The sequence below is a fragment of the Paenibacillus polymyxa M1 genome, from assembly GCF_000237325.1.
Taxonomy (GTDB): domain Bacteria; phylum Bacillota; class Bacilli; order Paenibacillales; family Paenibacillaceae; genus Paenibacillus; species Paenibacillus polymyxa_C.
Genome location: NC_017542.1, coordinates 150,788 through 172,426 on the forward strand (window position 1 = coordinate 150,788; position 21,639 = coordinate 172,426).

General features: G+C 47.3%; 17 protein-coding genes. 12 read left to right on the forward strand and 5 right to left on the reverse strand.

Features of this window, described 5'->3' with window-relative positions; all coding sequences use genetic code 11:
- Positions 1 to 134: 134 nt before the first annotated feature.
- The gene (locus PPM_RS00610) at positions 135 to 1,874 is read right to left on the reverse strand and encodes an ABC transporter ATP-binding protein (protein ID WP_013368758.1); all 1,740 of its coding nucleotides are present in this window, start codon (positions 1,872 to 1,874) and stop codon (positions 135 to 137) included.
- Positions 1,871 to 3,622 carry an ABC transporter ATP-binding protein gene (locus tag PPM_RS00615; protein WP_043885839.1) on the reverse strand — a complete coding sequence of 584 codons (1,752 nt, stop codon included), beginning with the start codon at positions 3,620 to 3,622 and terminating at the stop codon, positions 1,871 to 1,873. The genes PPM_RS00610 and PPM_RS00615 overlap by 4 nt, the downstream gene beginning before the upstream one ends.
- 150 nt (positions 3,623 to 3,772) lie before the next feature.
- Here PPM_RS00615 and PPM_RS00620 point away from each other — a divergent pair, with 150 nt between their 5' ends.
- The 3 genes from PPM_RS00620 to argS all read left to right on the forward strand — a co-directional run bounded on the left by PPM_RS00620 (position 3,773) and on the right by argS (position 6,874).
- The gene (locus PPM_RS00620; protein ID WP_013368760.1) at positions 3,773 to 4,663 is read left to right on the forward strand and encodes a LysR family transcriptional regulator; all 891 of its coding nucleotides are present in this window, start codon (positions 3,773 to 3,775) and stop codon (positions 4,661 to 4,663) included.
- A 94-nt stretch (positions 4,664 to 4,757) separates the two neighbouring features.
- On the forward strand, positions 4,758 to 5,198 hold the full coding sequence (locus PPM_RS00625) for a DUF1934 domain-containing protein (RefSeq protein WP_013368761.1): 441 nt from the start codon (positions 4,758 to 4,760) through the stop codon (positions 5,196 to 5,198).
- Entirely contained in the window at positions 5,195 to 6,874 is a 1,680-nt protein-coding gene (gene argS, locus PPM_RS00630; RefSeq protein ID WP_013368762.1) for an arginine--tRNA ligase, read from the forward strand. Before PPM_RS00625 ends, argS begins: the two co-directional genes overlap by 4 nt.
- A 131-nt stretch (positions 6,875 to 7,005) precedes the next feature.
- On the opposite strand, the gene PPM_RS00635 is transcribed toward argS, so the two are convergent.
- Both PPM_RS00635 and PPM_RS00640 read right to left on the reverse strand, forming a co-directional pair.
- Positions 7,006 to 7,866, reverse strand: a complete 861-nt coding sequence (locus PPM_RS00635) for a hypothetical protein (protein WP_013368763.1) — start codon at positions 7,864 to 7,866, stop codon at positions 7,006 to 7,008.
- A 141-nt stretch (positions 7,867 to 8,007) separates the two neighbouring features.
- Entirely contained in the window at positions 8,008 to 8,886 is an 879-nt protein-coding gene (locus PPM_RS00640; RefSeq protein WP_013368764.1) for a LysR family transcriptional regulator, read from the reverse strand.
- A gap of 200 nt (positions 8,887 to 9,086) precedes the next feature.
- Between PPM_RS00640 and PPM_RS00645 the strand changes: the two genes are divergently transcribed.
- Genes PPM_RS00645 through PPM_RS00660 form a run of 4 tightly spaced genes read left to right on the forward strand, consistent with a single transcriptional unit; the run spans position 9,087 to position 14,235 of the window.
- Entirely contained in the window at positions 9,087 to 10,085 is a 999-nt protein-coding gene (locus tag PPM_RS00645; protein WP_013368765.1) for an ABC transporter ATP-binding protein, read from the forward strand.
- Between the two features lie 19 nt (positions 10,086 to 10,104).
- Entirely contained in the window at positions 10,105 to 11,178 is a 1,074-nt protein-coding gene (locus PPM_RS00650) for an ABC transporter substrate-binding protein (protein WP_013368766.1), read from the forward strand.
- A gap of 4 nt (positions 11,179 to 11,182) precedes the next feature.
- Positions 11,183 to 12,853 (forward strand): ABC transporter permease, encoded by a 1,671-nt coding sequence (locus tag PPM_RS00655; protein WP_013368767.1) that lies wholly within the window; start codon positions 11,183 to 11,185, stop codon positions 12,851 to 12,853.
- A complete protein-coding gene (locus tag PPM_RS00660; protein ID WP_014599365.1) occupies positions 12,850 to 14,235 on the forward strand; it encodes an MBL fold metallo-hydrolase in 1,386 nt (461 codons plus the stop codon). The genes PPM_RS00655 and PPM_RS00660 overlap by 4 nt, the downstream gene beginning before the upstream one ends.
- A gap of 17 nt (positions 14,236 to 14,252) precedes the next feature.
- On the opposite strand, the gene PPM_RS00665 is transcribed toward PPM_RS00660, so the two are convergent.
- Positions 14,253 to 15,413, reverse strand: a complete 1,161-nt coding sequence (locus tag PPM_RS00665) for a S8 family peptidase (RefSeq protein WP_013368769.1) — start codon at positions 15,411 to 15,413, stop codon at positions 14,253 to 14,255.
- A 405-nt stretch (positions 15,414 to 15,818) separates the two neighbouring features.
- On the opposite strand from PPM_RS00665, the gene rpoE reads away from it, so the two are divergent.
- From rpoE to PPM_RS00690, 5 genes are all read left to right on the forward strand, one after another.
- Positions 15,819 to 16,370 carry a DNA-directed RNA polymerase subunit delta gene (gene rpoE / locus PPM_RS00670; protein ID WP_013368770.1) on the forward strand — a complete coding sequence of 184 codons (552 nt, stop codon included), beginning with the start codon at positions 15,819 to 15,821 and terminating at the stop codon, positions 16,368 to 16,370.
- A gap of 401 nt (positions 16,371 to 16,771) precedes the next feature.
- Positions 16,772 to 18,373: a CTP synthase gene (locus PPM_RS00675; protein ID WP_013368772.1), complete on the forward strand. Its 1,602-nt coding sequence runs from the start codon at positions 16,772 to 16,774 to the stop codon at positions 18,371 to 18,373.
- A gap of 213 nt (positions 18,374 to 18,586) precedes the next feature.
- The gene (locus tag PPM_RS00680) at positions 18,587 to 18,955 is read left to right on the forward strand and encodes a response regulator (protein WP_014599366.1); all 369 of its coding nucleotides are present in this window, start codon (positions 18,587 to 18,589) and stop codon (positions 18,953 to 18,955) included.
- 248 nt (positions 18,956 to 19,203) lie between these two features.
- A complete protein-coding gene (fba, locus tag PPM_RS00685; RefSeq protein WP_013368776.1) occupies positions 19,204 to 20,058 on the forward strand; it encodes a class II fructose-1,6-bisphosphate aldolase in 855 nt (284 codons plus the stop codon).
- Between the two features lie 227 nt (positions 20,059 to 20,285).
- Positions 20,286 to 21,539: a UDP-N-acetylglucosamine 1-carboxyvinyltransferase gene (locus tag PPM_RS00690; protein ID WP_013368778.1), complete on the forward strand. Its 1,254-nt coding sequence runs from the start codon at positions 20,286 to 20,288 to the stop codon at positions 21,537 to 21,539.
- Positions 21,540 to 21,639 lie beyond the last annotated feature (100 nt).

Sequence of the window (21,639 nt, forward strand, 5' to 3'; positions counted from 1 at the left end):
GTTGTATTTCGCTCGATTACATAAGTAATAGCCTCTCCCTGTGCCACAACCAAAAAGTCGGTTGCATAAGAGCAACCGACTTTTAAGGAGAACATGTTTGCGAATGAAGGTAACGATTTTTCCTAACTGCAATGTTAGGCCGTAGTGAACTGGCTGTTATAGAGCGAGGCATAATGGCCACCGCTTGCGAGCAGTCCTTCATGAGTACCACTTTCGACGACATCGCCGTTTTTCATGTATAGAATTAGATCTGCTTCGCGGATGGTTGATAGCCTGTGGGCGATGACAAAGCTGGTGCGTCCGTCGATCATTTTCATAAAAGCCTTTTGGATCCGGGCTTCTGTAAGGGTGTCTATACTGCTGGTTGCTTCATCCAGAATGAGCATAGGTGGATCGACGAGGATCACCCTTGCGATAGTGAGCAGCTGCCTTTGCCCTTGCGATAGGCTATCGCCCGATCCGCTGATGACCGTATCGTAACCATGAGGCAGGCGCTTGATAAAGCTATGCGCATTGGCAGCCGTCGCAGCCGCAATGACTTCTTCGTCCGTGGCCTCTGGCTTTCCGTAAGCGATATTGTCCCGGATCGTTCCGCTGAACAGCCATGTATCTTGAAGCACCATACCAAAGTTAGTACGTAGGCTGTCCCGGCTCATATCGTTGATATTCACTCCGTCGATGGAGATCGAACCGCTGTCCACATCGTAAAAGCGCATGAGCAGGTTAACGAGTGTTGTTTTGCCTGCTCCGGTCTGTCCGACAATAGCTACGCGAGTGCCTGGCTTGACCTCCAAACTAAAGTTCGTAATGAGTGTTCGTTCCGGATTATAGGAAAATTTCACATGATCAAACAGAATTGTACCTTTACTGCGCTCCGGCTGCACGGCGTTCGACTTTTCCGGTTGCTCCGGCGGTGAATCCAAAATAGCAAATATACGCTGAGCAGAAGCTGTAGCGGCCTGAAACTGAGTCAGCACACCTGTAATTTCATTAAAGGGCTTGGCGAACAAATTGGTGTAAATGAGAAAACTCGATAAACCGCCTACCGAAATCCCGCCCAAAATGATCGAAATACAGCCAATCATAGCGGTGACGGAGAAAGTCATGTTGTTGACCAATCGAGTGGAAGGGTTGGACAAAGATCCATAAAACTGCGATTTCACTCCGGCTTGATATAATTGTTCGTTTCGGGCGGAAAATTCCTCAAGCGAGCGGTTTTCATAGTGAAAGGCAGTAACTACCCGCTGTCCGCCGATCATTTCCTCCACATAACCGTTCAAGCTTCCCAAAATTTTGGCCTGTTCACGGAACATGCGTTGCGATTTTGTAGTAATGAACCGTGCAACGACATATGTGATTGGGGCAGACACCAATACCACCAACGTCATCACTGGGCTGATATACAACATAAGTACAATCGAACCAATAATGGTAATCAACCCGGTGATCAAGGTGGAGAAGCCCTGCAACAATCCATCGGACACGGCATCCATATCGTTCACAAAACGGCTAATGCTATCTCCTTGCGGATGATTGTCATGAAAGCTTAACGGAAGGATATTAAAATGATCGAATAACTCCCGCCGCATATCATTTACAGTCTGAAAAGCAATGCGGTTCGTCAAATATGTGAGCAACCAGCTAAATAGACTGCCTACAACATATACAACGCCTAGTCCATATAGAATCTGTGCAATACCTCTAAAGTCTACCGCTCCCTGATTTACCATATGGTCGATAGCCCGGCCAATCATATAGGGTCCGACCAGACTGGCAAGCACGCTAAGAATAGCACTGATGATGACCCAAAATGTTGTTGTTTTATATTGACCGACATAGGTTAACAATCTTCTCCAGGTTTCCTTGCCACTCATTGGTCCACCTCCTGCGTTGAGAGCTGAGAGCGATTAATTTCCTGATATACCTCCGAGTTGCTCATCAACTGATCATGTGTGCCGATTCCGACAATCCGGCCTTCATCAAATACAATGATTTTATCGGCATGCTGTACACTGCTTACTCGTTGCGAGACCAGCAAGACAGTCATGCGGGTGCTATTTTCCCGTAGCGATTTCCGGAGGGCGGCGTCAGTTGCAAAATCAAGTGCGCTTGAGGAATCGTCCAAAATCAGAATTTCCGGATTGCCTACAATAGCTCTGGCAATGGTAAGTCGCTGCTTCTGGCCGCCTGATAGATTAAGTCCTCCTCGGGTGATCGGGGCATCGAATTTTTTCGGCAAGTTGGAAATAAACTCATCCGCTTGCGCGATGGCTGCGGCCCGGGCGACCTCCTCATCGGTGGCATGTTCATGTCCCCAACGGATATTATCCGCTATCGTCCCAGTGAACAGCAGTGCTTTCTGTGGAACAATCCCGATTTTCTGCCGCAATTGCTCCAGCTTATAATGCCGTACGTCGATGCCATCGACCTGTACACAACCTTCTACTGCATCATAGAAGCGGGGAATCAGATTCACGAAGGTAGATTTTCCCGAGCCTGTTCCTCCTATGATTCCAACCGTTTTACCGGGATAAATGTCTACAACTACATCGCTAAGTGCCAGTTGTCCTGTCTTATTGTAGCCAAAGGAGACATGATCAAAGGAGATAGCTGGTACAGAGCCGGTCTTACTCGTTCTTTCCTGGTCTAATGATACAGGATTGGCAGTATCGGAAATCGAAGCTTCGGTGTCCAGAACCTCCTGAATTCTCGCTGCTGAAGTGGCCGCCTTGGTGAACAGAATAATGAGATTCGTCACCACAATCAGGGCCAGTAAAATCTGCGTAATGTAATTAATAAATGCAATAATCTCTCCTTGTGTAAGAGATCCATATTGGATATGGATACCGCCGATCCACAGAATGGCGATAATAGCTCCGTTGACCACCAGTAAGGTGGCTGGGCTAAGTAGAGCAGAAATCCGGCCGACACGAATAGCGGTTTGGGTGAGATCATCTGAGGCGGCATTGAACTTTACTCGTTCAGCTCCTCTTTTGGCAAATGCACGTATAACCCGTACACCTGTGAGATTCTCGCTTAGCACCAGAGCGATTTTATCGAGCTTTTTCTGGTATAGCCGGTACAGCGGAGAAGCCTTCGTAATGACCACATACAGGATCAAAGCCAGAACGGGTGTTGCCGCCAACAGCACCAAAGCAAGGCGGAAGTCCAGAATCATGGACATGATGATCGCCCCGATACAAATAAAAGGAGCACGAATAACCAGACGAATCAACATTGCTACAGCCGTTTGCAGCTGATTGACATCATTCGTAATTCGGTTGATGAGAGAGGGCGTACCAAATTTATCGAGATCTGCATAAGAAAACGATGAAATATGCTTAAACATAGTATTGCGCAGTGTGGTTCCGAATCCTTGGGAAGCACGGGCTGCGTAAAACTGACACACGAGAGAACTGCCAAAGCCCAGTATAGTCATGAGCAACATCAAAAGACCCATTTGCCAAACATAATGGGTGTCTCCCTTACCGACGCCATGATTAATCATTAAAGCCACCATAGTAGGCAGCAACAATTCCAGAATGGCCTCAATTAGTTTAAACAGAGGCCCAAGAATTGTTTCCTTTTTATAAGGTTTCAAAAAAACAGCAAATTTCAGCAAATAAACCATCACCTAACCTAAATATTGTATAAAGTTTCCTATTATAATTGCATATCTGAATATGATTATGGCATATCCCCAACCATATGAATAATATTTAATATATATTAGAGATATAGGTTTTACATATATCAGAACCGGAGGTTCATGATGGAATTGAGACATCTCAAGTATTTTTTAGCGATTGCAGATGCTGGACAGATTACAGCGGCAGCCAAAAAACTGCAAATCGCACAGCCTCCCTTAAGTCAACAGCTTATGCAGCTGGAGGAAGAGCTTGGTGTAAAGCTTGTGAATCGAGGCTCACGAAGCATTCAATTGACAGAGGCCGGAATCATTTTACGGAACAGGGCCAAGCAGATTTTGGAGCTGACGGATGCTACGACAAGGGAAATAAACGATTTTGCCATGGGGATGAAGGGGACGCTCACCATTGGGACGGTTTCTTCCTCTGGAGCGACCCTGATGAAAGACAGGCTTTCCGAATTTCATAAAACCTATGCGGGTGTAAAATTTGAAATACATGAGGGAAATACCTTCAGGATTCTCGATCTTTTGAACAAAGGAATTGTAGAGGTCGGTATCGTCAGAACCCCTTTTAATACCGCCGGTTTAGGGTGTAGATATGCGTCCACTGAGCCGATGGTAGCAGTGATGACGGAAGAATATGATTGGAATCCCGAACAGAAGACCATTTCATTGGCTGAGTTGAAGAACAGACCACTCATTATATATCGCCGTTTTGAGCAATTGATTCACGATACCTGTATGAAGCATGGCTTTGAGCCCAATATCTTTTGCAAAAATGACGATGCCCGCACTACGCTTCATTGGGCCAACGAAGGGCTGGGTATTGGCATGATTTCGCGCTCCGCTTTATCTTTAGGCAGCAATAATCATTTAATCGTTAAGGAAATTAGTTGTGAAGAATTGCACACTCGTGTGGCGGCTGTCTGGTTGAAGGATAAATACATGTCTTCATTGGCTTCCCGGTTCATTGAAAGTTTTAGCCAGGCATCCAGTGCTGCTGACCTACAGTAGTTGAATTTTTTAAGTGTGAAAGCATCTTTTTGTAAAAACTCATTTGAATTGCAATCGGGAACTGGATATAGTAGTACAGTAGGATAGCGATAGAATGGAGTTTGAACACATGCCACACAATGCAAAGGTTCGAATCCGTCTTCATAGTCATCATGACGGAGAAGATGTGGTACAGGAGCTTCCTGGAGAAGCAATCGTTCGCGGGAAGCATCTATATATAAGGTACGAAGAGCCGCAAGAGAGTCCTGAGGGCGGTACGACACGGAACACAGTCAAGATCGGACCAGATGAGCTAAAGCTGATTCGTCACGGTGAGGTACAATCGGAGCAGTCGTTCGCGCTGGGACGCAGGTTGCCTGGATTTTACCGCTCGCCTTATTTAAACCTGAACATGTCTGCGCATACGCAGAAGCTCGATATTCGGATGGATGGATTCACCGGACATGTGAGCTGGACCTATGATCTGTACGTATTTGAGGATTTCTCGGGGCATTTTGCCATTAGTTTGCATATACAGGAGGAGCAACAATCATGACAAGCAATCCACTGGAACTTATTAATCAAAAGGTGACCTCAGCAATCGAGGCAGCGGTGCTGGCTGCCGGAATCGTGAGCCGTGAAGAGCTGCCGACCATTACACTGGAGGTGCCTAAGGACAAGTCACACGGTGACTTAGCTACCAACGTAGCAATGCAGCTCACTCGCATTGCGAAGAAGAATCCGCGTCAAATCGCTGAAGATTTGATCGCAAATATGGACTTAGCTTCCGCTTCTATTGAAAGTGCGGAAATCGCCGGACCGGGCTTTATTAACTTTCGCCTGAACAAGAGCTACCTTTATGCAGTGATTGGACAAGTACAGGAGCAAGGCGCGGATTACGGACGTGTACAGGTAGGTGCAGGCAAAAAGGTACAGATCGAATTTGTCAGCGCCAATCCGACGGGGAGTCTTCACTTGGGTCATGCACGTGGTGCAGCCGTAGGGGATGCGCTCTGTAACGTGCTTGATTTTGCAGGATATCAAGTCACTCGTGAATATTACATTAATGATGCGGGGAACCAGATTTACAATATGAGCCGTTCCATTGAAGCGCGTTATTTGCAGGAGCTGGGACAGCCTGCAGAGATGCCGGAGGACGGATACCATGGTGAGGACATCATTGGGTTTGCGAAGGAACTGGTGGCTGAGAAGGGCGATTCTCTGTTGTCCATGGAACCGGGAGATCGTGCCGCTTATTTCCGTGAATACGGTTTGGAAAAGGAACTGAATAAGATCAAGCGTGATCTGGAGCGGTTCCGTGTACCTTTTGATTCCTGGTTTAGTGAAACATCACTGTATGATAACGGTGAAGTGCTTAAAGCGCTGAATGAGCTGCGTGACCGTGAGGAAATTTATGATAAGGACGGAGCTACTTGGCTGAACACGACCAAGTATGGCGACGATAAAGACCGTGTATTGATCAAAAATGACGGCACTTATACGTACCTGACTCCGGATATCGCCTATCACCGCGACAAATATGCTCGTGGGTATGACACGATCATCAACATCTGGGGAGCGGATCACCACGGCTATATTCCACGAATGAAAGCGGCAATGGAAGCACTGGGCAATGACCCGGATAAGCTTAAAGTACTGATTGCCCAAATGGTCAGCTTGTTCCAAAACGGGGAAAAAGTAAAAATGTCCAAGCGTACTGGCAAGGCCGTAACGATGGAGGATCTGATGGAAGAAGTGGGCGTAGACGCGATCCGTTACTTCTTCACCATGCGTAGTATGGACTCACATCTGGATTTTGATATGGATTTGGCGATTTCCACTTCCAATGAGAATCCGGTATTCTACGTGCAATATGCACACGCACGTGCATGCAGCGTATATCGTCAAGCCGAAGAGCAGGGTATTGCTGTACTGCCATTGGCAGAAGTTGACTTGTCGAAGCTGACGGCTGAGCATGAATACGATCTGTTACGCAAAATTGGCGAGTTGCCAGAGGAAGTATCGGTGGCAGCTGCAAACTTTGCGCCGCATCGCATGATTCGCTATGTCTACGAGCTGGCATCCATGTTCCACAGCTACTATAAGGCAGAGCGTGTCATCACGGAGGATGCCGCTCAAACGCAAGCTCGCTTGGCCTTGTTTGGCGCGGTCCGCACGACCATTGCCAATGTACTGAAGCTGGTGGGTGTGTCTGCACCGGAACGTATGTAAGTAAAAAACTGCAACATAATGACCCTGTAGTCATATGTATAATAGTAAAAAGGAACCGTTCGTGCTGCCCTCTACAGGGAGGCCCGTTCGGTTCCTTTTTTAGGTTTGAGTACTTTTTAGGTTCGAGTGGCTTAATAGCGTTCCAGTACCAGATTCGTTTTCAGAGAATCGGCGGGAATCAGCCATCCTTTGGATTGTAGCAGGTTAATCAGCTTGGCGCGGTTGCTTGTGGCAGTATTGTAATCCGAAGTTTTGAAGGAGATTTCGATGATATTGTCGGTACCCGATCCGTTTGCGCTACGAATAGGCCATACTTCAACGTCAGTATCCAAGCCCTGAAAGCTGCCCTCATATTTGCTGACCTGTACAGGACCGCGTACTCTGGAGTTTGCCAAGGTATGTTTGCCCCAGTTGCTGCTTTTCCAGTTTTGCAGCTTGCCCGGAAGATTGTCCTGCAATTGTTTTAACGCCTGATCCGGGGAAGGCAGAGCTAATCCTTTGGAGGCGTTTGTTTTCTTGTCATTGGAAAAGCTTAATGTCTGCTTGCTGTATCCCCAATCCACCTCAGCCTCATAATTATCATCAGAGGCACTGAAACCTTCTTTATTCGCTTGAGTGAGTGCTGCATCAATATTCCCGTTTGTGATCGCATAGCGCTTTTTGTAGGTTAACTCATAGTTTTTTTTATCCTCTTTTTTGCGAAATCTAACGTTCCAGCCCTCGTCATTCAATTGCAAGGAGTCTGTATCAAAAAACTCGACGCTTAATCGTTGCGCATCTTCGCTAATTCCGAACTCATTTACGATGCCGCTTTTTAAAGAGCCATCCGCATTGAGGACCTGAGCTGTATCCAGCAGCAGCTTAACCTCATAGCTTGGCGTGGCATTGGCAGCCGCTTGTACGGGCTCTGCACCTTTCCATCCTGTTGCGAGCAGTACTGCACTCAGAGTTACTACTGACATGAATTTAGTGATACGCAGGCTTGTTTTCATTTCATCCTCTCCTGTTCGTCCGAATAGGTTACACGCTTCACTTTACGGGTATTTTGTCAGTCGTATGTCAAGACAAGAGGGTACTCCGGTTAAAAAATGCCATAATTTTTATATGACAGCTAAGATTTAATCTTGGTTCCATCATAAATATTCAGTGAATCTGTGGATCAGCGCAGAGCGATGACGATCTCTGTTGCTGACCATATAAATGTGCCTTTCAACAGGCTGTCCCGGAATAGGCCTTACAACCAGTAAACCCCGTTCAACCTCTGATTGAACAGCAATACGAGAGACAAAGGAGATGTGTTCTCCCAGCATAACCGCCTGCTTGATGGCCTCCAGTGAATCCAATTCCAGATAGGATGGAAGCCGGCGCCTCCCGCGCTCTAGCCATTTGTCAGTCGCGTGGCGTGTGCTGGAATCCTTTCCATGCAATACAAAAGAGGAAGAAGCGATACGCTCGGATGTCAAATCGGTTTCGCTAGCGAGCGGATGAGTGGGTGAGCAGATGAGCACCAGTTCATCTTCCCCCAAGGATTCTGAGAGTAACGTGGGGGATTGAAACGGCTCTGCCGAAATAATGCCAAGGTCAATTTCGTGGCGAGCAAGCATGTCCTTGATCACGGGCGCTGTTTTCACGGATAAGGAGATGTGAATGCCCGGATGCTCGCGGGCAAACCGATGCAGCACGGCAGGAAGCAGATAGGTAGCAGGTACATAGCTTGCGCCAATACGTATGCTGCCTCGTTGGAGTGTATCGAACTCACGGACAACCCGCTCGGCCTCAGCCGCAAGTGCATTAATCTTGGTGGCATAGTGCAGTAGGGCATTTCCGGCATCCGTCAGGATGATTTTGCCCATACGTGTGTCAAACAGCTTTACTCCGAATTCACGCTCCAGATTTTTCATATGAAAAGTAACAGTAGGTTGCTTTAGGCCGAGAAGCTCGGCTACGGTGGTAATTTTATGGTGCTTGTTCAGCAGCTCTACAATATGTAACTTTAGAAGACTTAAGTTCACTTAGAATGCCTCGCTTTCAGTTTGATCGAACAATCATGCTATTCTTTGGGCAGCAGCATCAATCGCCTCTATATAGATTAAATCTATGAGTGTTAACACAATTCATTGAAATAATTAATTTTGTTTTAACTTTCCAATAACACAGGTTGCGAATTCAAGTTTTACACTGGGGTCAGTCATAAGAACAGGCAGGTAATGTGATGAATCAGGATCTATATATTCGCGGAGTAAGTAAAACCTTCAGCCAAACCACCGCGTTGCATGAGACGAATCTGATCGTACGACAGGGTAAATTCACCACATTGCTCGGACCGTCCGGCTGTGGGAAGACGACGCTCTTGCGCTTGATTGCTGGTCTGGAGACACCGGATATCGGCACAATCACGATGGGAGAGGAAATTCTCTTTTCAGCTAAACGCAAAAAGGATGTTCCCACACATCTCCGCCACTTTGGTATGGTCTTTCAAGATTTCGCGCTGTGGCCGCATATGACGGTGTTTGAAAATGTGGCCTTCGGCTTGCGAGCGAGCAAACGGGGGAAAAGGGCTGTTAACGCTCAAGGCAAGGAACTGCGGGCAGTGGTGCTGGAAGCGCTCGATAAGGTGAGGTTGTCAGGGCTGGAGGATCGTTACCCTCATCAACTATCCGGTGGTCAGCAGCAGCGGGTTGCTTTTGCAAGAGCAGTTGCTATCCGGCCTCGACTGGTTTTGTTCGACGAGCCGCTTAGTGCACTGGATGCCGTACTACGGGAGGAGATGCGCATTGAGATGATATCGCTTGTGCGCGATTTGGGGCTAACCGCCCTATACGTCACCCATGATCAGATCGAGGCCATGTCCATGTCTGATGAAGTGGTGGTTATGAAAAGTGGACATATTTTGCAGACCGGAACACCAGAGGTGATCTATAGTCGCCCAGCTCATCCAGAGGTGGCAAGGTTTATCGGTAAATCCAACTGGATCGAGTTGGAACGGACACTATTCCGACCTGAACATGTCCGATGGGAACAGGAGCAAGCGGATCAGCACACTTTTACAGTAGAGATCCTGCATGTCAGCTATGTTGGCGATCGCTATGAAATCCGTCTACTAGCCGAAAACGGTGAGCAATGGACTGCGTATCACTCCACCCGCTTGCCCATAGGCGAACAAATGCATATTTGGGTATCACCGCAATACATCCACCAACTTGAAACATAGGGAAAAGGGGTTATATAAGATGATGAATAGGCGTGTTTTTCGTACAGGATGGAAAAAAGGGGCTATGCTTGCTTTAACATTGACTTTTGGACTGGCTGTGGCAGGCTGCGGAACGGCTACGACATCGAAGGATGGGGCACAAGCAGATGGAACAGCAAAACCAGCGGGAGCAGCGGCGTCCACCGATCAGAGGCTGGTTGTTTACAGCGCAGGCCCGGATGGACTGGCGAAAAAGCTGGTAGCGGGGTATGAGGCGCAGAGCGGGGTTAAGGTAGAGTTATTCCAGGGAACGACAGGTAAGATTTTAGCCCGCATGGAAGCGGAGAAAACGAATCCGGTAGCGGACGTGGTTGTGCTAGCATCACTTCCGTCTGTGCAAGGCTTGAAAAAGGAAGGACTCACGCTCCCCTATCCAGATGCCAAAAATGCGGACAAGCTAAACCCAGACTGGTCCGATAAGGAGGGCAACTATTTTAGCACCAGTGCTTCTGCTCTAGGTATTGCATATAACACAAAGTTAGTGAAGACACGACCTACTTCATGGGCCGATTTAGCGAAGCCTGAGTACAAGGATCAGGTTAACATCCCCGACCCATCGCTGTCCGGCTCAGCGTTGGATTTTATGACAGGCTATCTGAGCGCCAAGGGCGATGGAGGCTGGACGTTGTTTGAGCAGTACAAGGCAAACGGTGTGGCCATGGCCGGTGCCAATCAGGAAGCGCTAGATCCAGTGATTACGGGGGCTAAAGGTGTAGTCGTCGCTGCGGTCGATTACATGACCTACAAGGCTAAAGCCAAAGGTGAGCCGATTGACATCGTTTATCCGACAGAGGGAACGGTTATTAGTCCGCGTCCTGCCGCAATCCTCAAGTCCACACAGCATGAACAAAATGCCAAAGCGTTCATTGACTATCTGTTGTCGGACGAGGCACAAAAACTAGTAGCAGATGCTTCCCTACTCCCTGGACGCACGGATATCAAAGCTGACAAGCGTGCCAACCTGGACGAGATCCCGTTGTTGAAAACCAATTGGGAATGGATGGGTGAGCACGGATCAGACGTGACGGAAAAGTTCACGCAAATGTTCAAATAAGCCGATGGGAGGTTTGTCTGTTAAACACATCAGGGGATGGTCCCTGACACTTGCTCTGATCGCGCTTCTTTTCCTAATTTTGCTGCCATTGCTGCAAATCTTCATCCAAAGTGTGTATGTTGAAGGAAAATTTCAATGGGCAGCGCCTTTTCGAACGTTAGCTGCTTCTCAATTTGCAGGAGTGCTATTCAGCTCAATTTGGCTAGGCATCTGCGTAATTGCAGGAACGACTGCCCTTGCACTTCCGCTAGCCTGGATCATGTCCAACACCCGACTTGCACACTGGCGCTGGTTGGATGTCGTGCTGCTGATTCCGTTTATGACTCCGCCCTATATCGGGTCCATGGGATGGATTCTGTTTATGCAAAAAAACGGGTATCTGGAACAGTTGTTCCCGGACCTGCACTTCTTAACGGCTTCCTTCTTCAGCCTTGGTGGCATGGTGATGATCATGAGCCTGCATCTGTTTCCATTCCTGTACCTGCTGCTGCGCGGGGCGCTGGTAAGGATTGGCGGCAGCCTGGAAGAGGCAGGTGCGGTCATGGGCGGGGGATTTCTGTACAGGTTCCGTCGAATCATTTTACCTTTGCTGTTATCGGCATACGGAATGGGTGCACTGCTCATTTTCGTTAAAACGATTGCTGAGTTTGGCACACCCGCTACCTTTGGGCGCCGTATCGGGTATGAGGTCATGACTTCTGAAATTCACAAATATATTTCCAGCTGGCCCATTGATTTTGGCAAAGCAACATCAATGGCTTCGGTGTTGTTAACGGCCTGCCTGCTTATGTGGTATGTGCAATCGGTGATCAATCGAAAGTTCACATACAGGCTGGTAGGGGGTAAAGGTTCGCGACCTTCCCGTCTTCGTGTATCCAGCTGGACTACAGCACTGAGTGTCGCATTCATCCTATTGCTGCTCATCGCAGCTATTGGTATCCCTTATTTTTCAATTATCGCGGCCTCCTCTATGAAGCTGCGGGGAATCGGACTGGCATGGAACAATCTTACACTCGACTATTACAAGGAACTGCTGTCGTGGGGCTCAGAAAGCATGGAAGCGCTACTGAACAGTGTATTTCTCTCTTTGGGTGCATCGACGATTGCTGTGGTGCTGGGCACCTGGTTTGCGCTGGTTATCGGTGGATCACGCACGAAGATCCAACGGACAGTTGATGCATTCAGCTTGCTTCCGAATACAGTGCCGGGAATTGTTATGGTGGTGGGTCTGATTTTGTGGTGGAACTCGCCGTGGATGCCGATTCCGTTGTATAACACATACGGCATGGTTATTCTGACGTATGTAATTTTGTTTGTCCCTTATACAGTTCAGTATGTTAAAAGCGCTTTTACACAGGTGGATCATACTCTTTTTCAGGCGGGACAAGTATTTGGCGGGCGACCGTCTTACATATTCCGCCGGATTGTATTGCCGCTGATTGTACCGGGGATGCTCGCTGGTTGGATGATGACCTTTACCATTGCTTCACGGGAGCTGGTAGGATCATTGCTGATTTTACCGCCGTCCGTCCAGACGTCTGCAACCTATATATTTGCCCAGTTTGAGCAGGGACAGGTGTCGCTTGGCATGGCGATGGCTGTTATATCGGTTGGATTGACCACACTGCTACTAATCTTAATGGAAAGCTTAAACTCGCGAAGAAAGTGGAAATGATGATGACCAAGCTTAGGATTTGGGGCGGAGCGGGCGAACATGGCCGCTCCTGTTATGTTTTTGAAGGAAAGCAGCATCGTATCATGCTGGATTGTGGCGTAAAAAAGGAAGGAATCGGGCAATATCCGATTTTTCCGCCACAGAAGGTGAAGGAGCTAACTACTGTTTTGCTGTCTCATGCACATGAGGATCATTCCATGGCGCTCCCCTTACTGTACAAGTATGGATACCGGGGAGAGGTTTGGACGACCAAGGCCACCGCTGAGCAGCTGGGCTCCTATTTTCGCTCCTGGCAGACTTATGTTGAATCGAGAGGTGGTGAATTGCCTTACAGTGAACAGGATATCCAATCCATTACCTATCGCTATCTAGAAGATGGAGCGCCTTCAGGAGTGTGGTGTGAAGCTTGTCCGGGTGTGAGAATGATGTGGGGACGCAGTGGACATTTGGCTGGTGCAGTGTGGTATATCATAGAAATGGAAGGGAAGCGGTTGTTCTTTTCTGGAGACTATAGCCGTGAGTCTGAGCTGCTTGCTGCCGATGCACCGGACTTGTGTATGGGGGAGGGGATAAATGACCTTCCTGAATGCAAGCCACAGTCCTATCTAGTGGACATATCTATCATGGACAATGCCTATGGCATGGATATAGACCCGCAGCCTGTTAAGCTGGAGCGGCTGAGGGTCGAGATGGAGCAGATATTATGGTCTGGCGGTCATGTGTTGTTGCCAGTGCCTGCCTTTGGCAGAGGACAGGAGTTGATCGTATGGGCCAGTGAGCAATTCCCCGAACAAGCAATAATTGTAGAGCCTGACCTGTGGCACGGATTGAAACAGTTAAATCGCTGGAGAGAGTGGCTTCGGCCGGGAGCTTCCACGCGAATAAAACATGTGTTAAACAGTGACAGGGTGTTCGTGCCTCGTGATGCTGCGGAACGAATAAGTCTGCTAGAACGGAACACGGCCACTATTATTGTAACAAGGGACGGCATGATGGATTCCCCGCAGGCACGTTGGTATTATCAATATCTGTCGGATAACCGCCATATGCTGAATGATATGGACAGCGGAGAAAACATTAGGAACAGTGTGATATTGACCGGTCATGCTTCCAATGGTTCTTTTGGAAAGCATCTGTTGGAACGTGCGGACTCCAATGACATCTGTATAGCTCGGCATTTGACTTACAAGGTGCATCAGGGATTATCGGATGTGAGGCAAATGTTGAAGGATCTGCCTAGCAAACAGGCTGTACTCGTTCATGCACCAAAACCGCAGACCGACCTTGTACGAGATGTGTTGATAAGAGAAGAAAATAATGCACATGGAGGTCCTGCCAGAGAAGTTCATTCTGTGGAGCCAGGTTCAACGATAGAGGTCTAGCATCATCAGATCGTGGTTCACTTTGTGCCCTCCTGCATCAATCGGAAGGCATCCACTTCTCCAAGCTTGGTGGAGATGGAACTGCGTCCGGCGCTTTTACGAAGGCGTAGCGGTGTGGCGGTGCGTTTAAGCAGTGCTTTAATTTCTCCAGGCTCCAGCTCCGGTTTCAGTGAAAGGAGAAGTGCGATGCTCCCGGTCACATGGGAAGTAGCCATAGAGGTGCCGCTCATTTCATGATGCTTTCCATGAATCCAGGAGGATCTGATCTTCTCACCAGGTGCATACACGTCTACGAATTGCCCCCGATTGCTGAAAGGAGCGATACGTCTGTATTTGTCGGTAGCTCCGACTGAAATCGTCTGGGAATAGCGGGCTGGATAGTCAATACTTCGACGCTTGCCCTCATTTCCCGAGGAAGCTACGATTACAATGCCGTTATGATATGCTTTATTCACCATATCAAGTAGTGCCTTGCTGCGCGACTTCATGCCAAAGCTCATATTAATAATATCGACACGATTTAATACGCACCAGTCGATACCGAGAATGATGTCAGAGACATAGGCGGCTCCATTATGATCAAATGCTTTTACAGGATGAATTAAAGCCCGTGGTGCTACGCCAACCATACCTTCATCATAGTTGGATGCCGCGATGGTTCCAGCAATATGGGTACCGTGGCCATTGTCGTCATAGGGTAGCATGGTCCGGTTCAACAAATTGATACCTCTGGCGAGGGAATGGCGAAGATCAGGATGATGAAAATCCGCTCCTGTGTCGATCACACCGATTCTGACCCGATTCCCTGTCGAGGAAGGCCAAGCCTTGTATGCACGTACCTGTTTAACTCCCCATGGCATGGAAAGGTTTTTCTCTGCTTTCGGCATATAAGCCGTTTCTGCGTGAACCTTTATGCGGGTATCTTCTTCAACGGTAACACCGTGGTGATATTTGCCCAGCCTGTCTCCCCCTGAAAGCGGAGCGATGAGAGCACGGATTAGCCTAGCCGGTTGTACTTGCCGTAATCCCACAAGCTCAGGTTTCAGCTTCCTGAGATAGGACAGACATTCCCGGTATTGGTGAGGCTTATCGAATGTGATAATCTGTTTGTTCCGTCCACTGCCGGACGGCTCCGAAATACCCTCATGCAAACGCTGCAAAAAATCCGGATAGTCCATTTGAGACGGTCCCCCTCCGATGAGCCATGCTGAGGTATTGTATGAGCAAGCGTCAGCTACGGCATGGGAAACTTGCCCCTTTTTTATGGAAATAGGCCTGCTTGTCGTGTCAAAGTAGCTGTGGACACATACGATACATGGAGGGCATAAGCTCTTGTGCAACAACTTTGGGAGGCCTCTCCCGGAGCGGGTACAGTCGGAGGCGGGGGGAACCCCGTCTTTTTACGTGTGCCGTCTTGTGCAGAGGGATATTCTTGGAAATTATGACGATACCCATGTTTAACTTGCAATTTGCTTCCAAATAGGTTTTACTTAGTTTTGATAATGGATATGTTAGTATTGCATGTATCGTGTATGCTCTGAAACATGTTCTTGTGAATTACGTGTGAGAGGAAGTGTCCCTAGGTGAGTACACCACTCAACTTGAAGATTGACCCGGAGAAAGTCCACGAGACTCCAATGGTGGATTTGGCATTTATGGTATTGAAAGCAGCCAATACTCCATATTATTACCGTGACCTGATGAATGAAGTCGCCAAATTGCGCGGCTTGTCCGACGAAGAAATTAATGACGTTATTGCTCAGCTATATACTGAAATCAACATTGACGGGCGTTTTGCCTGTGTCGGTACGAATTTGTGGGGCTTGAAACGTTGGTATCCGGTAGATAAATCCGAAGATGCCCTGACAGGCGCCAAGCGTCCTCGTATTATTAACGATGAAGACGATGACGATGAAGATGACTATCATGAGGAAGAAGAAACATACAACTCCGATGACGACTTCGATGCAGATAGCGAAGACGAGGATGGCGAAGACGAGCTGTTCGACGGAGAAGATGACGATGATAGTGACGATGACGTAGTTATTGACGATGAAGACCTCAGTGATGAGGAAGATACAGATGATGAAAATGATGATGAGTCGATCGAAGACGACGACGATTCACTTCGTTAGGAACAGGTTGAAAGGGGAGATACGCTCTCCCCTTTTTCATGACCGTTTTCTTGAAAACCCTGCTGATTTATAGCTTTCAGATAGATTTATTCCAATCTGGTTCAATGGACAAATTAACACAGATAACTTCCTTGACAGCGGATTGGACACGGGGTAAACTATTGCTTGGGCTTATGATTGATTCACTTATATGTTTGCTTTTTGTATAAAAGTGCCCCGTACTACGGGAGTGCTTTTTTGTTTTTTATAGGGGTGTTTTCACTCATGAAAGAGGGCTAAGGGCGGCGGATTGGAAAATATAACCGCTGCCTTCTTCATGGATGATAATCCGTGCAAACGGGTTACGATAACATCATAATGTCGCCTGAATTTTTGCATCTTATCTAGGAGGGTTTTGAACAGTGACGAAGTATATTTTTGTGACAGGCGGGGTTGTGTCTTCCTTGGGCAAAGGGATTACGGCAGCTTCACTGGGGAGGCTTTTGAAGAACAGGGGACTGAAGGTAACGATTCAAAAATTTGATCCTTACCTGAATGTCGATCCGGGTACTATGAGCCCTTACCAGCACGGTGAAGTGTTTGTAACGGATGATGGTGCGGAAACGGATCTTGACTTGGGACACTATGAGCGCTTTATTGATATTAATCTGTCCAAGAACAGCAATGTCACAACAGGCAAGGTATATTCCAGCGTAATCAGCAAAGAGCGTCGCGGAGAATATTTGGGCGGTACAGTACAGGTTATCCCTCATATTACGAACGAAATCAAGGAGCGCGTGTACCGTGCAGGCCGTGAAGCGGGTTCGGATGTCATTATTACGGAAATCGGCGGTACTGTAGGCGATATTGAAAGCTTGCCATTTTTGGAAGCCATTCGTCAGCTCAAAAGTGAAGTTGGGCGCGAGAATGTGATGTACATTCACGTAACGCTCATTCCTTATATTAAAGCTGCTGGTGAGGTTAAAACCAAACCAACTCAGCACAGTGTAAAAGAACTGCGCAGTATCGGCATTCAACCGAATGTTATTGTTTGCCGTACAGAGCATGAATTGTCCTCCGACATGAAGGCTAAAATTGCATTGTTCTGCGATATTGATGCGAATGCAGTGGTAGAATGCCGCGATGCTTCGACTCTCTACGAGGTTCCGTTGAACCTGCGTGAAGAAGGTTTGGACGAAATCGTAGTTAACCACCTGAAGCTGACAACACCTGCACCAGATATGACCGAATGGGAAGGGTTAGTTGATCGAATCAGCAAGTTGGACAAAACGGTTGAAATTGCTATTGTTGGTAAATATGTTGCGTTACATGATGCGTACTTAAGTGTTGTGGAGTCACTTTCCCACGCTGGATTTGATGCAAATGCGGACGTGAAAATCCGTTGGGTGAACGCTGAAGAAGTAACGGACGAGAACGTAGCTGACATGCTGGGCGGCATTGGCGGTATTCTCGTACCGGGTGGCTTCGGCGATCGCGGAATTGAAGGTAAAATCAGCACCATTCGTTATGCACGGGAGCAAAAAATTCCGTTTTTCGGTATTTGCCTGGGTATGCAGGTATCTGTTATTGAGGTTGCTCGTTCCCTGGCTGGTCTTGAAGGAGCCAACAGCTCGGAAATTAACCCGGCTACCGATTATCCTGTCATTGACTTGCTTCCTGACCAAAAAGACATCGAAGATTTGGGCGGTACCATGCGTCTTGGCTTGTATCCATGTAAACTGGTGGAAGGTTCCCTGGCATCGGCTTGCTACAACGACGAGCTGGTATACGAGAGACATCGTCATCGGTACGAATTCAATAACGAATATCGTGAAGTTATTGAAAAAGCAGGCCTTCGTATTTCTGGTACTTCACCGGATGGACGTTTGGTGGAAATTGTGGAGCTTCCTGAGCATCCATGGTTCCTGGCGGTACAATTCCATCCAGAATTTACTTCCCGTCCGAATCGTCCACAGCCTTTGTTCCGTGAATTTGTAAAGGCGGCATTGCAGCTTCAAGGTTAATGCTTCAGCTTGAAAGACCTCCTTTGGGAGGTCTTTTTTTATCCCATGCTTCCTGATTATGAAAGAATATTCCACAATTATGTATATGAGAAGGATTTTCTTTTTGCAGGAGCGAATATAGTTTTAGGTATGGGACGGATATTGTACGTCATCGGACGCTGTTATGGCAATAGCTGCATGATCCTCGTTTTAAGATCTTAGGAGGTTAAAACATTGGAAAAGAAAAAAGTATTAATCGTCGATGACCAGAATGGAATACGGATTTTACTGATGGAAGTGTTCGGAAGTGAGGGTTATGAGACCTTTCAGGCAGCGAACGGGAAAATTGCTCTTGAGATTGTTGAGAAGGAACCACCTGATCTGGTTCTGCTCGATATGAAAATTCCAGGTATGGACGGACTCGAAATTCTGAAGCACCTAAAAAGCATGAATCCCGATATCAAGGTTATTATGATGACAGCGTATGGAGAACTGGACATGATTAAAGAGGCGACGGAGCTAGGTGCACTTATGCATTTTACCAAGCCCTTTGATATTGATGAAATGCGGATCGCCGTGAACAAACAACTCAGAGGTGACTAGGTAAGCCATTTTGGTTGAGAACTCTGTTAACAAAACAGGGTTTTTTGTTTGTGATTATGGGAAATACTGAAAGTAAATCCTCTCCTTATACAATTCTATGGAAAAACGGCGTCCTGGGCGTGATTTTTGTATGTGTTGATATGCAAAAGCTTGTTTAGTATTTAACATGGGTTGTGGTATAATAAGCCCGTATGTGATGTCGGCTAAAAATATAGACAAACCCAAACACCTTTAGGAGGACTGTAACCATGCCATTGGTATCTATGAAAGACATGTTGAACAAAGCACTCGAAGGAAAGTATGCAGTAGGTCAATTCAATATTAATAACCTAGAGTGGACTCAAGCTATCTTGGGCGCTGCTGAAGAAGAAAAATCCCCAGTAATCTTGGGTGTTTCTGAAGGCGCAGCACGTCACATGGGCGGATTCTACACTGTTGTTAAAATGGTAGAAGGTCTTATTCATGACATGAAAATTACGGTTCCAGTTGCAATTCACTTGGACCACGGTTCTAGCTTTGACAAATGTAAAGAAGCGATCGACGCTGGTTTCACATCCGTTATGATTGACGATTCCCACAGCCCAATCGAGAAAAATATTGAAACAACGAAGAAAGTTGTTGAATATGCACATTCCAAAGGCGTTTCCGTTGAAGCTGAAGTTGGAATGGTTGGCGGTCAAGAAGATGATGTTGTAGGTGACGTAATGTACGCTAAGCTGGACGATTGTGTACGTATCGTTAAAGAAACAGGCATCGACACACTGGCTCCTGCACTGGGTTCTGTTCATGGACCATACAAAGGTGAGCCAAACCTGGGCTTTAAAGAAATGGAAGAAATTCGCAATGCCGTGAAACTGCCACTCGTTCTTCATGGCGGAACAGGTATCCCTACACATGACATCCAAAAATCCATTTCTCTGGGTACTTCCAAAATCAACGTAAACACTGAAAACCAAATCGCATTTGCGAAAGTGGTTCGTGAAGTGCTTGCTGCAAAACCAGATGCTTACGATCCACGTACATTCATCCAACCAGGTCGTGAAGCGATCAAACAAACCGTTATCGGTAAAATCCGTGAGTTCGGTTCCAACAACAAAGCGTAATAATGTTCCAACTAGTCATGCGACTGCATAGACTGAATGCATTTTTTTCATTGTAGCTGTATTTATGCTGCACAAAACATTTAAATCTGTACAGTTGAATAGTTTGGTATGGAAAGCACACCGCTTAGCCGGTGTCTTTCCATTTTAACCACTTAAAAAGTTGAAAATTTATGGTTTCAGTTCATTGTTTGACCGACTGCAAAACACGTAGGGGGACCCTCAAGCTTATGGAAAAATTGATGATCACCGGTGGACGGCCGCTTCAGGGTACAGTTTCCATCAGCGGTGCCAAAAACAGTGCCATCGCCTTGATTCCCGCAGCCATTCTGGCAGAGTCGGAAGTCATTTTGGATAATTTGCCGCTGCTCAGTGATGTGGCGGTGTATTCCGAGATATTGGAGGAGCTTGGCGCAAAGGTTGCCTGGGAAGGTAGCCAGATGAAGATAGACCCTTCCTCCATTAAATCCATTCCTATGCCGAATGGACCTGTTAAGAAATTACGAGCCTCTTATTATATGATGGGGGCCATGCTGGGCAGATTCAAGGAAGCGATCATCGGTTTGCCAGGAGGATGTAATTTTGAACCCCGGCCCATTGATCAGCATATCAAAGGTTTTGAGGCGCTGGGTGCCACGGTTACGAACGAGCACGGCGCTATTCATTTGCACGCCAAAGAACTGCGCGGCACCAAGATTTATTTGGATGTCAGCAGCGTAGGAGCAACCATTAATATTATGCTGGCGGCCGCACGTGCCAAAGGCGCCACAACTATCGAAAATGCGGCTAAAGAGCCTGAGATTATAGATGTAGCAACTCTGTTAAACTCCATGGGGGCGATTATTAAAGGCGCTGGAACGGAGACGATTCGTATTGAAGGTGTGTCGGAGCTGCATGGCTGCCGTCATTCCATCATACCTGACCGTATACAAGCAGGCACATATATGATTGCTGCTGCGGCAACCCGTGGAAATGTATTGATTGACAATGTAATCCCCAAACATATGGAGGCTCTCACTGCCAAAATGCAGGAAATGGGCATCGGCATCGAGGAATATGATGAAAGTATTCGCGTACTGGGTGCACCTTCCTATGGGCATGTCGACGTTAAAGCCTTGGTATACCCCGGCTTCCCCACGGATTTACAATCTCCCATGACCAGCTTGCTAACCCAGGCTCAGGGTGTCAGTGTGTTGAGCGATTTTGTGTACAGCAATCGTTTTAAGCACGTCCCTGAACTGGTGCGAATGGGGGCTAAAATTCGCGTAGAGGGTCGGTCTGCCATTATTGAGGGTGGTCAACTGAATGCGGCTAAAGTGAAGGCTGCAGATCTGCGCGCTGGAGCGGCCCTTGTCATTGCTGGACTTACAGTAAGCGAAGGGGTAACCGAGGTGGCAGGTGTCGAGTATATTGACCGTGGTTATGATCATCTCGTTTCCAACCTGCGTCTTTTGGGCGCAGATGTGTGGCGGCAGACTGAGTAATTAAACCATGTCTGTCCTTTGTATGAACTCGTCGTAACCAAAGCGATAAAACAGGTAACACCTATGCAGTCGCTGCTTGATATAAGATTTGGTTCATACC

Bases quoted from the DNA above. Each gene is read 5' to 3' on its own strand.
- PPM_RS00665 (WP_013368769.1), bottom strand. From the start codon at position 15,413: ATGGACTATCCGGATTTTTTGCAGCGTTTGCATGAGGGTATTTCGGAG.
- PPM_RS00690 (WP_013368778.1), top strand. From the start codon at position 20,286: ATGGAAAAATTGATGATCACCGGTGGACGGCCGCTTCAGGGTACAGTT.
- PPM_RS00635 (WP_013368763.1), bottom strand. From the start codon at position 7,866: ATGAAAACAAGCCTGCGTATCACTAAATTCATGTCAGTAGTAACTCTG.
- PPM_RS00620 (WP_013368760.1), top strand. From the start codon at position 3,773: ATGGAATTGAGACATCTCAAGTATTTTTTAGCGATTGCAGATGCTGGA.
- PPM_RS00660 (WP_014599365.1), top strand. From the start codon at position 12,850: ATGATGATGACCAAGCTTAGGATTTGGGGCGGAGCGGGCGAACATGGC.
- PPM_RS00645 (WP_013368765.1), top strand. From the start codon at position 9,087: ATGAATCAGGATCTATATATTCGCGGAGTAAGTAAAACCTTCAGCCAA.
- PPM_RS00610 (WP_013368758.1), bottom strand. From the start codon at position 1,874: ATGAGTGGCAAGGAAACCTGGAGAAGATTGTTAACCTATGTCGGTCAA.
- PPM_RS00650 (WP_013368766.1), top strand. From the start codon at position 10,105: ATGATGAATAGGCGTGTTTTTCGTACAGGATGGAAAAAAGGGGCTATG.
- fba (WP_013368776.1), top strand. From the start codon at position 19,204: ATGCCATTGGTATCTATGAAAGACATGTTGAACAAAGCACTCGAAGGA.
- argS (WP_013368762.1), top strand. From the start codon at position 5,195: ATGACAAGCAATCCACTGGAACTTATTAATCAAAAGGTGACCTCAGCA.
- PPM_RS00625 (WP_013368761.1), top strand. From the start codon at position 4,758: ATGGAGTTTGAACACATGCCACACAATGCAAAGGTTCGAATCCGTCTT.
- PPM_RS00655 (WP_013368767.1), top strand. From the start codon at position 11,183: ATGGGAGGTTTGTCTGTTAAACACATCAGGGGATGGTCCCTGACACTT.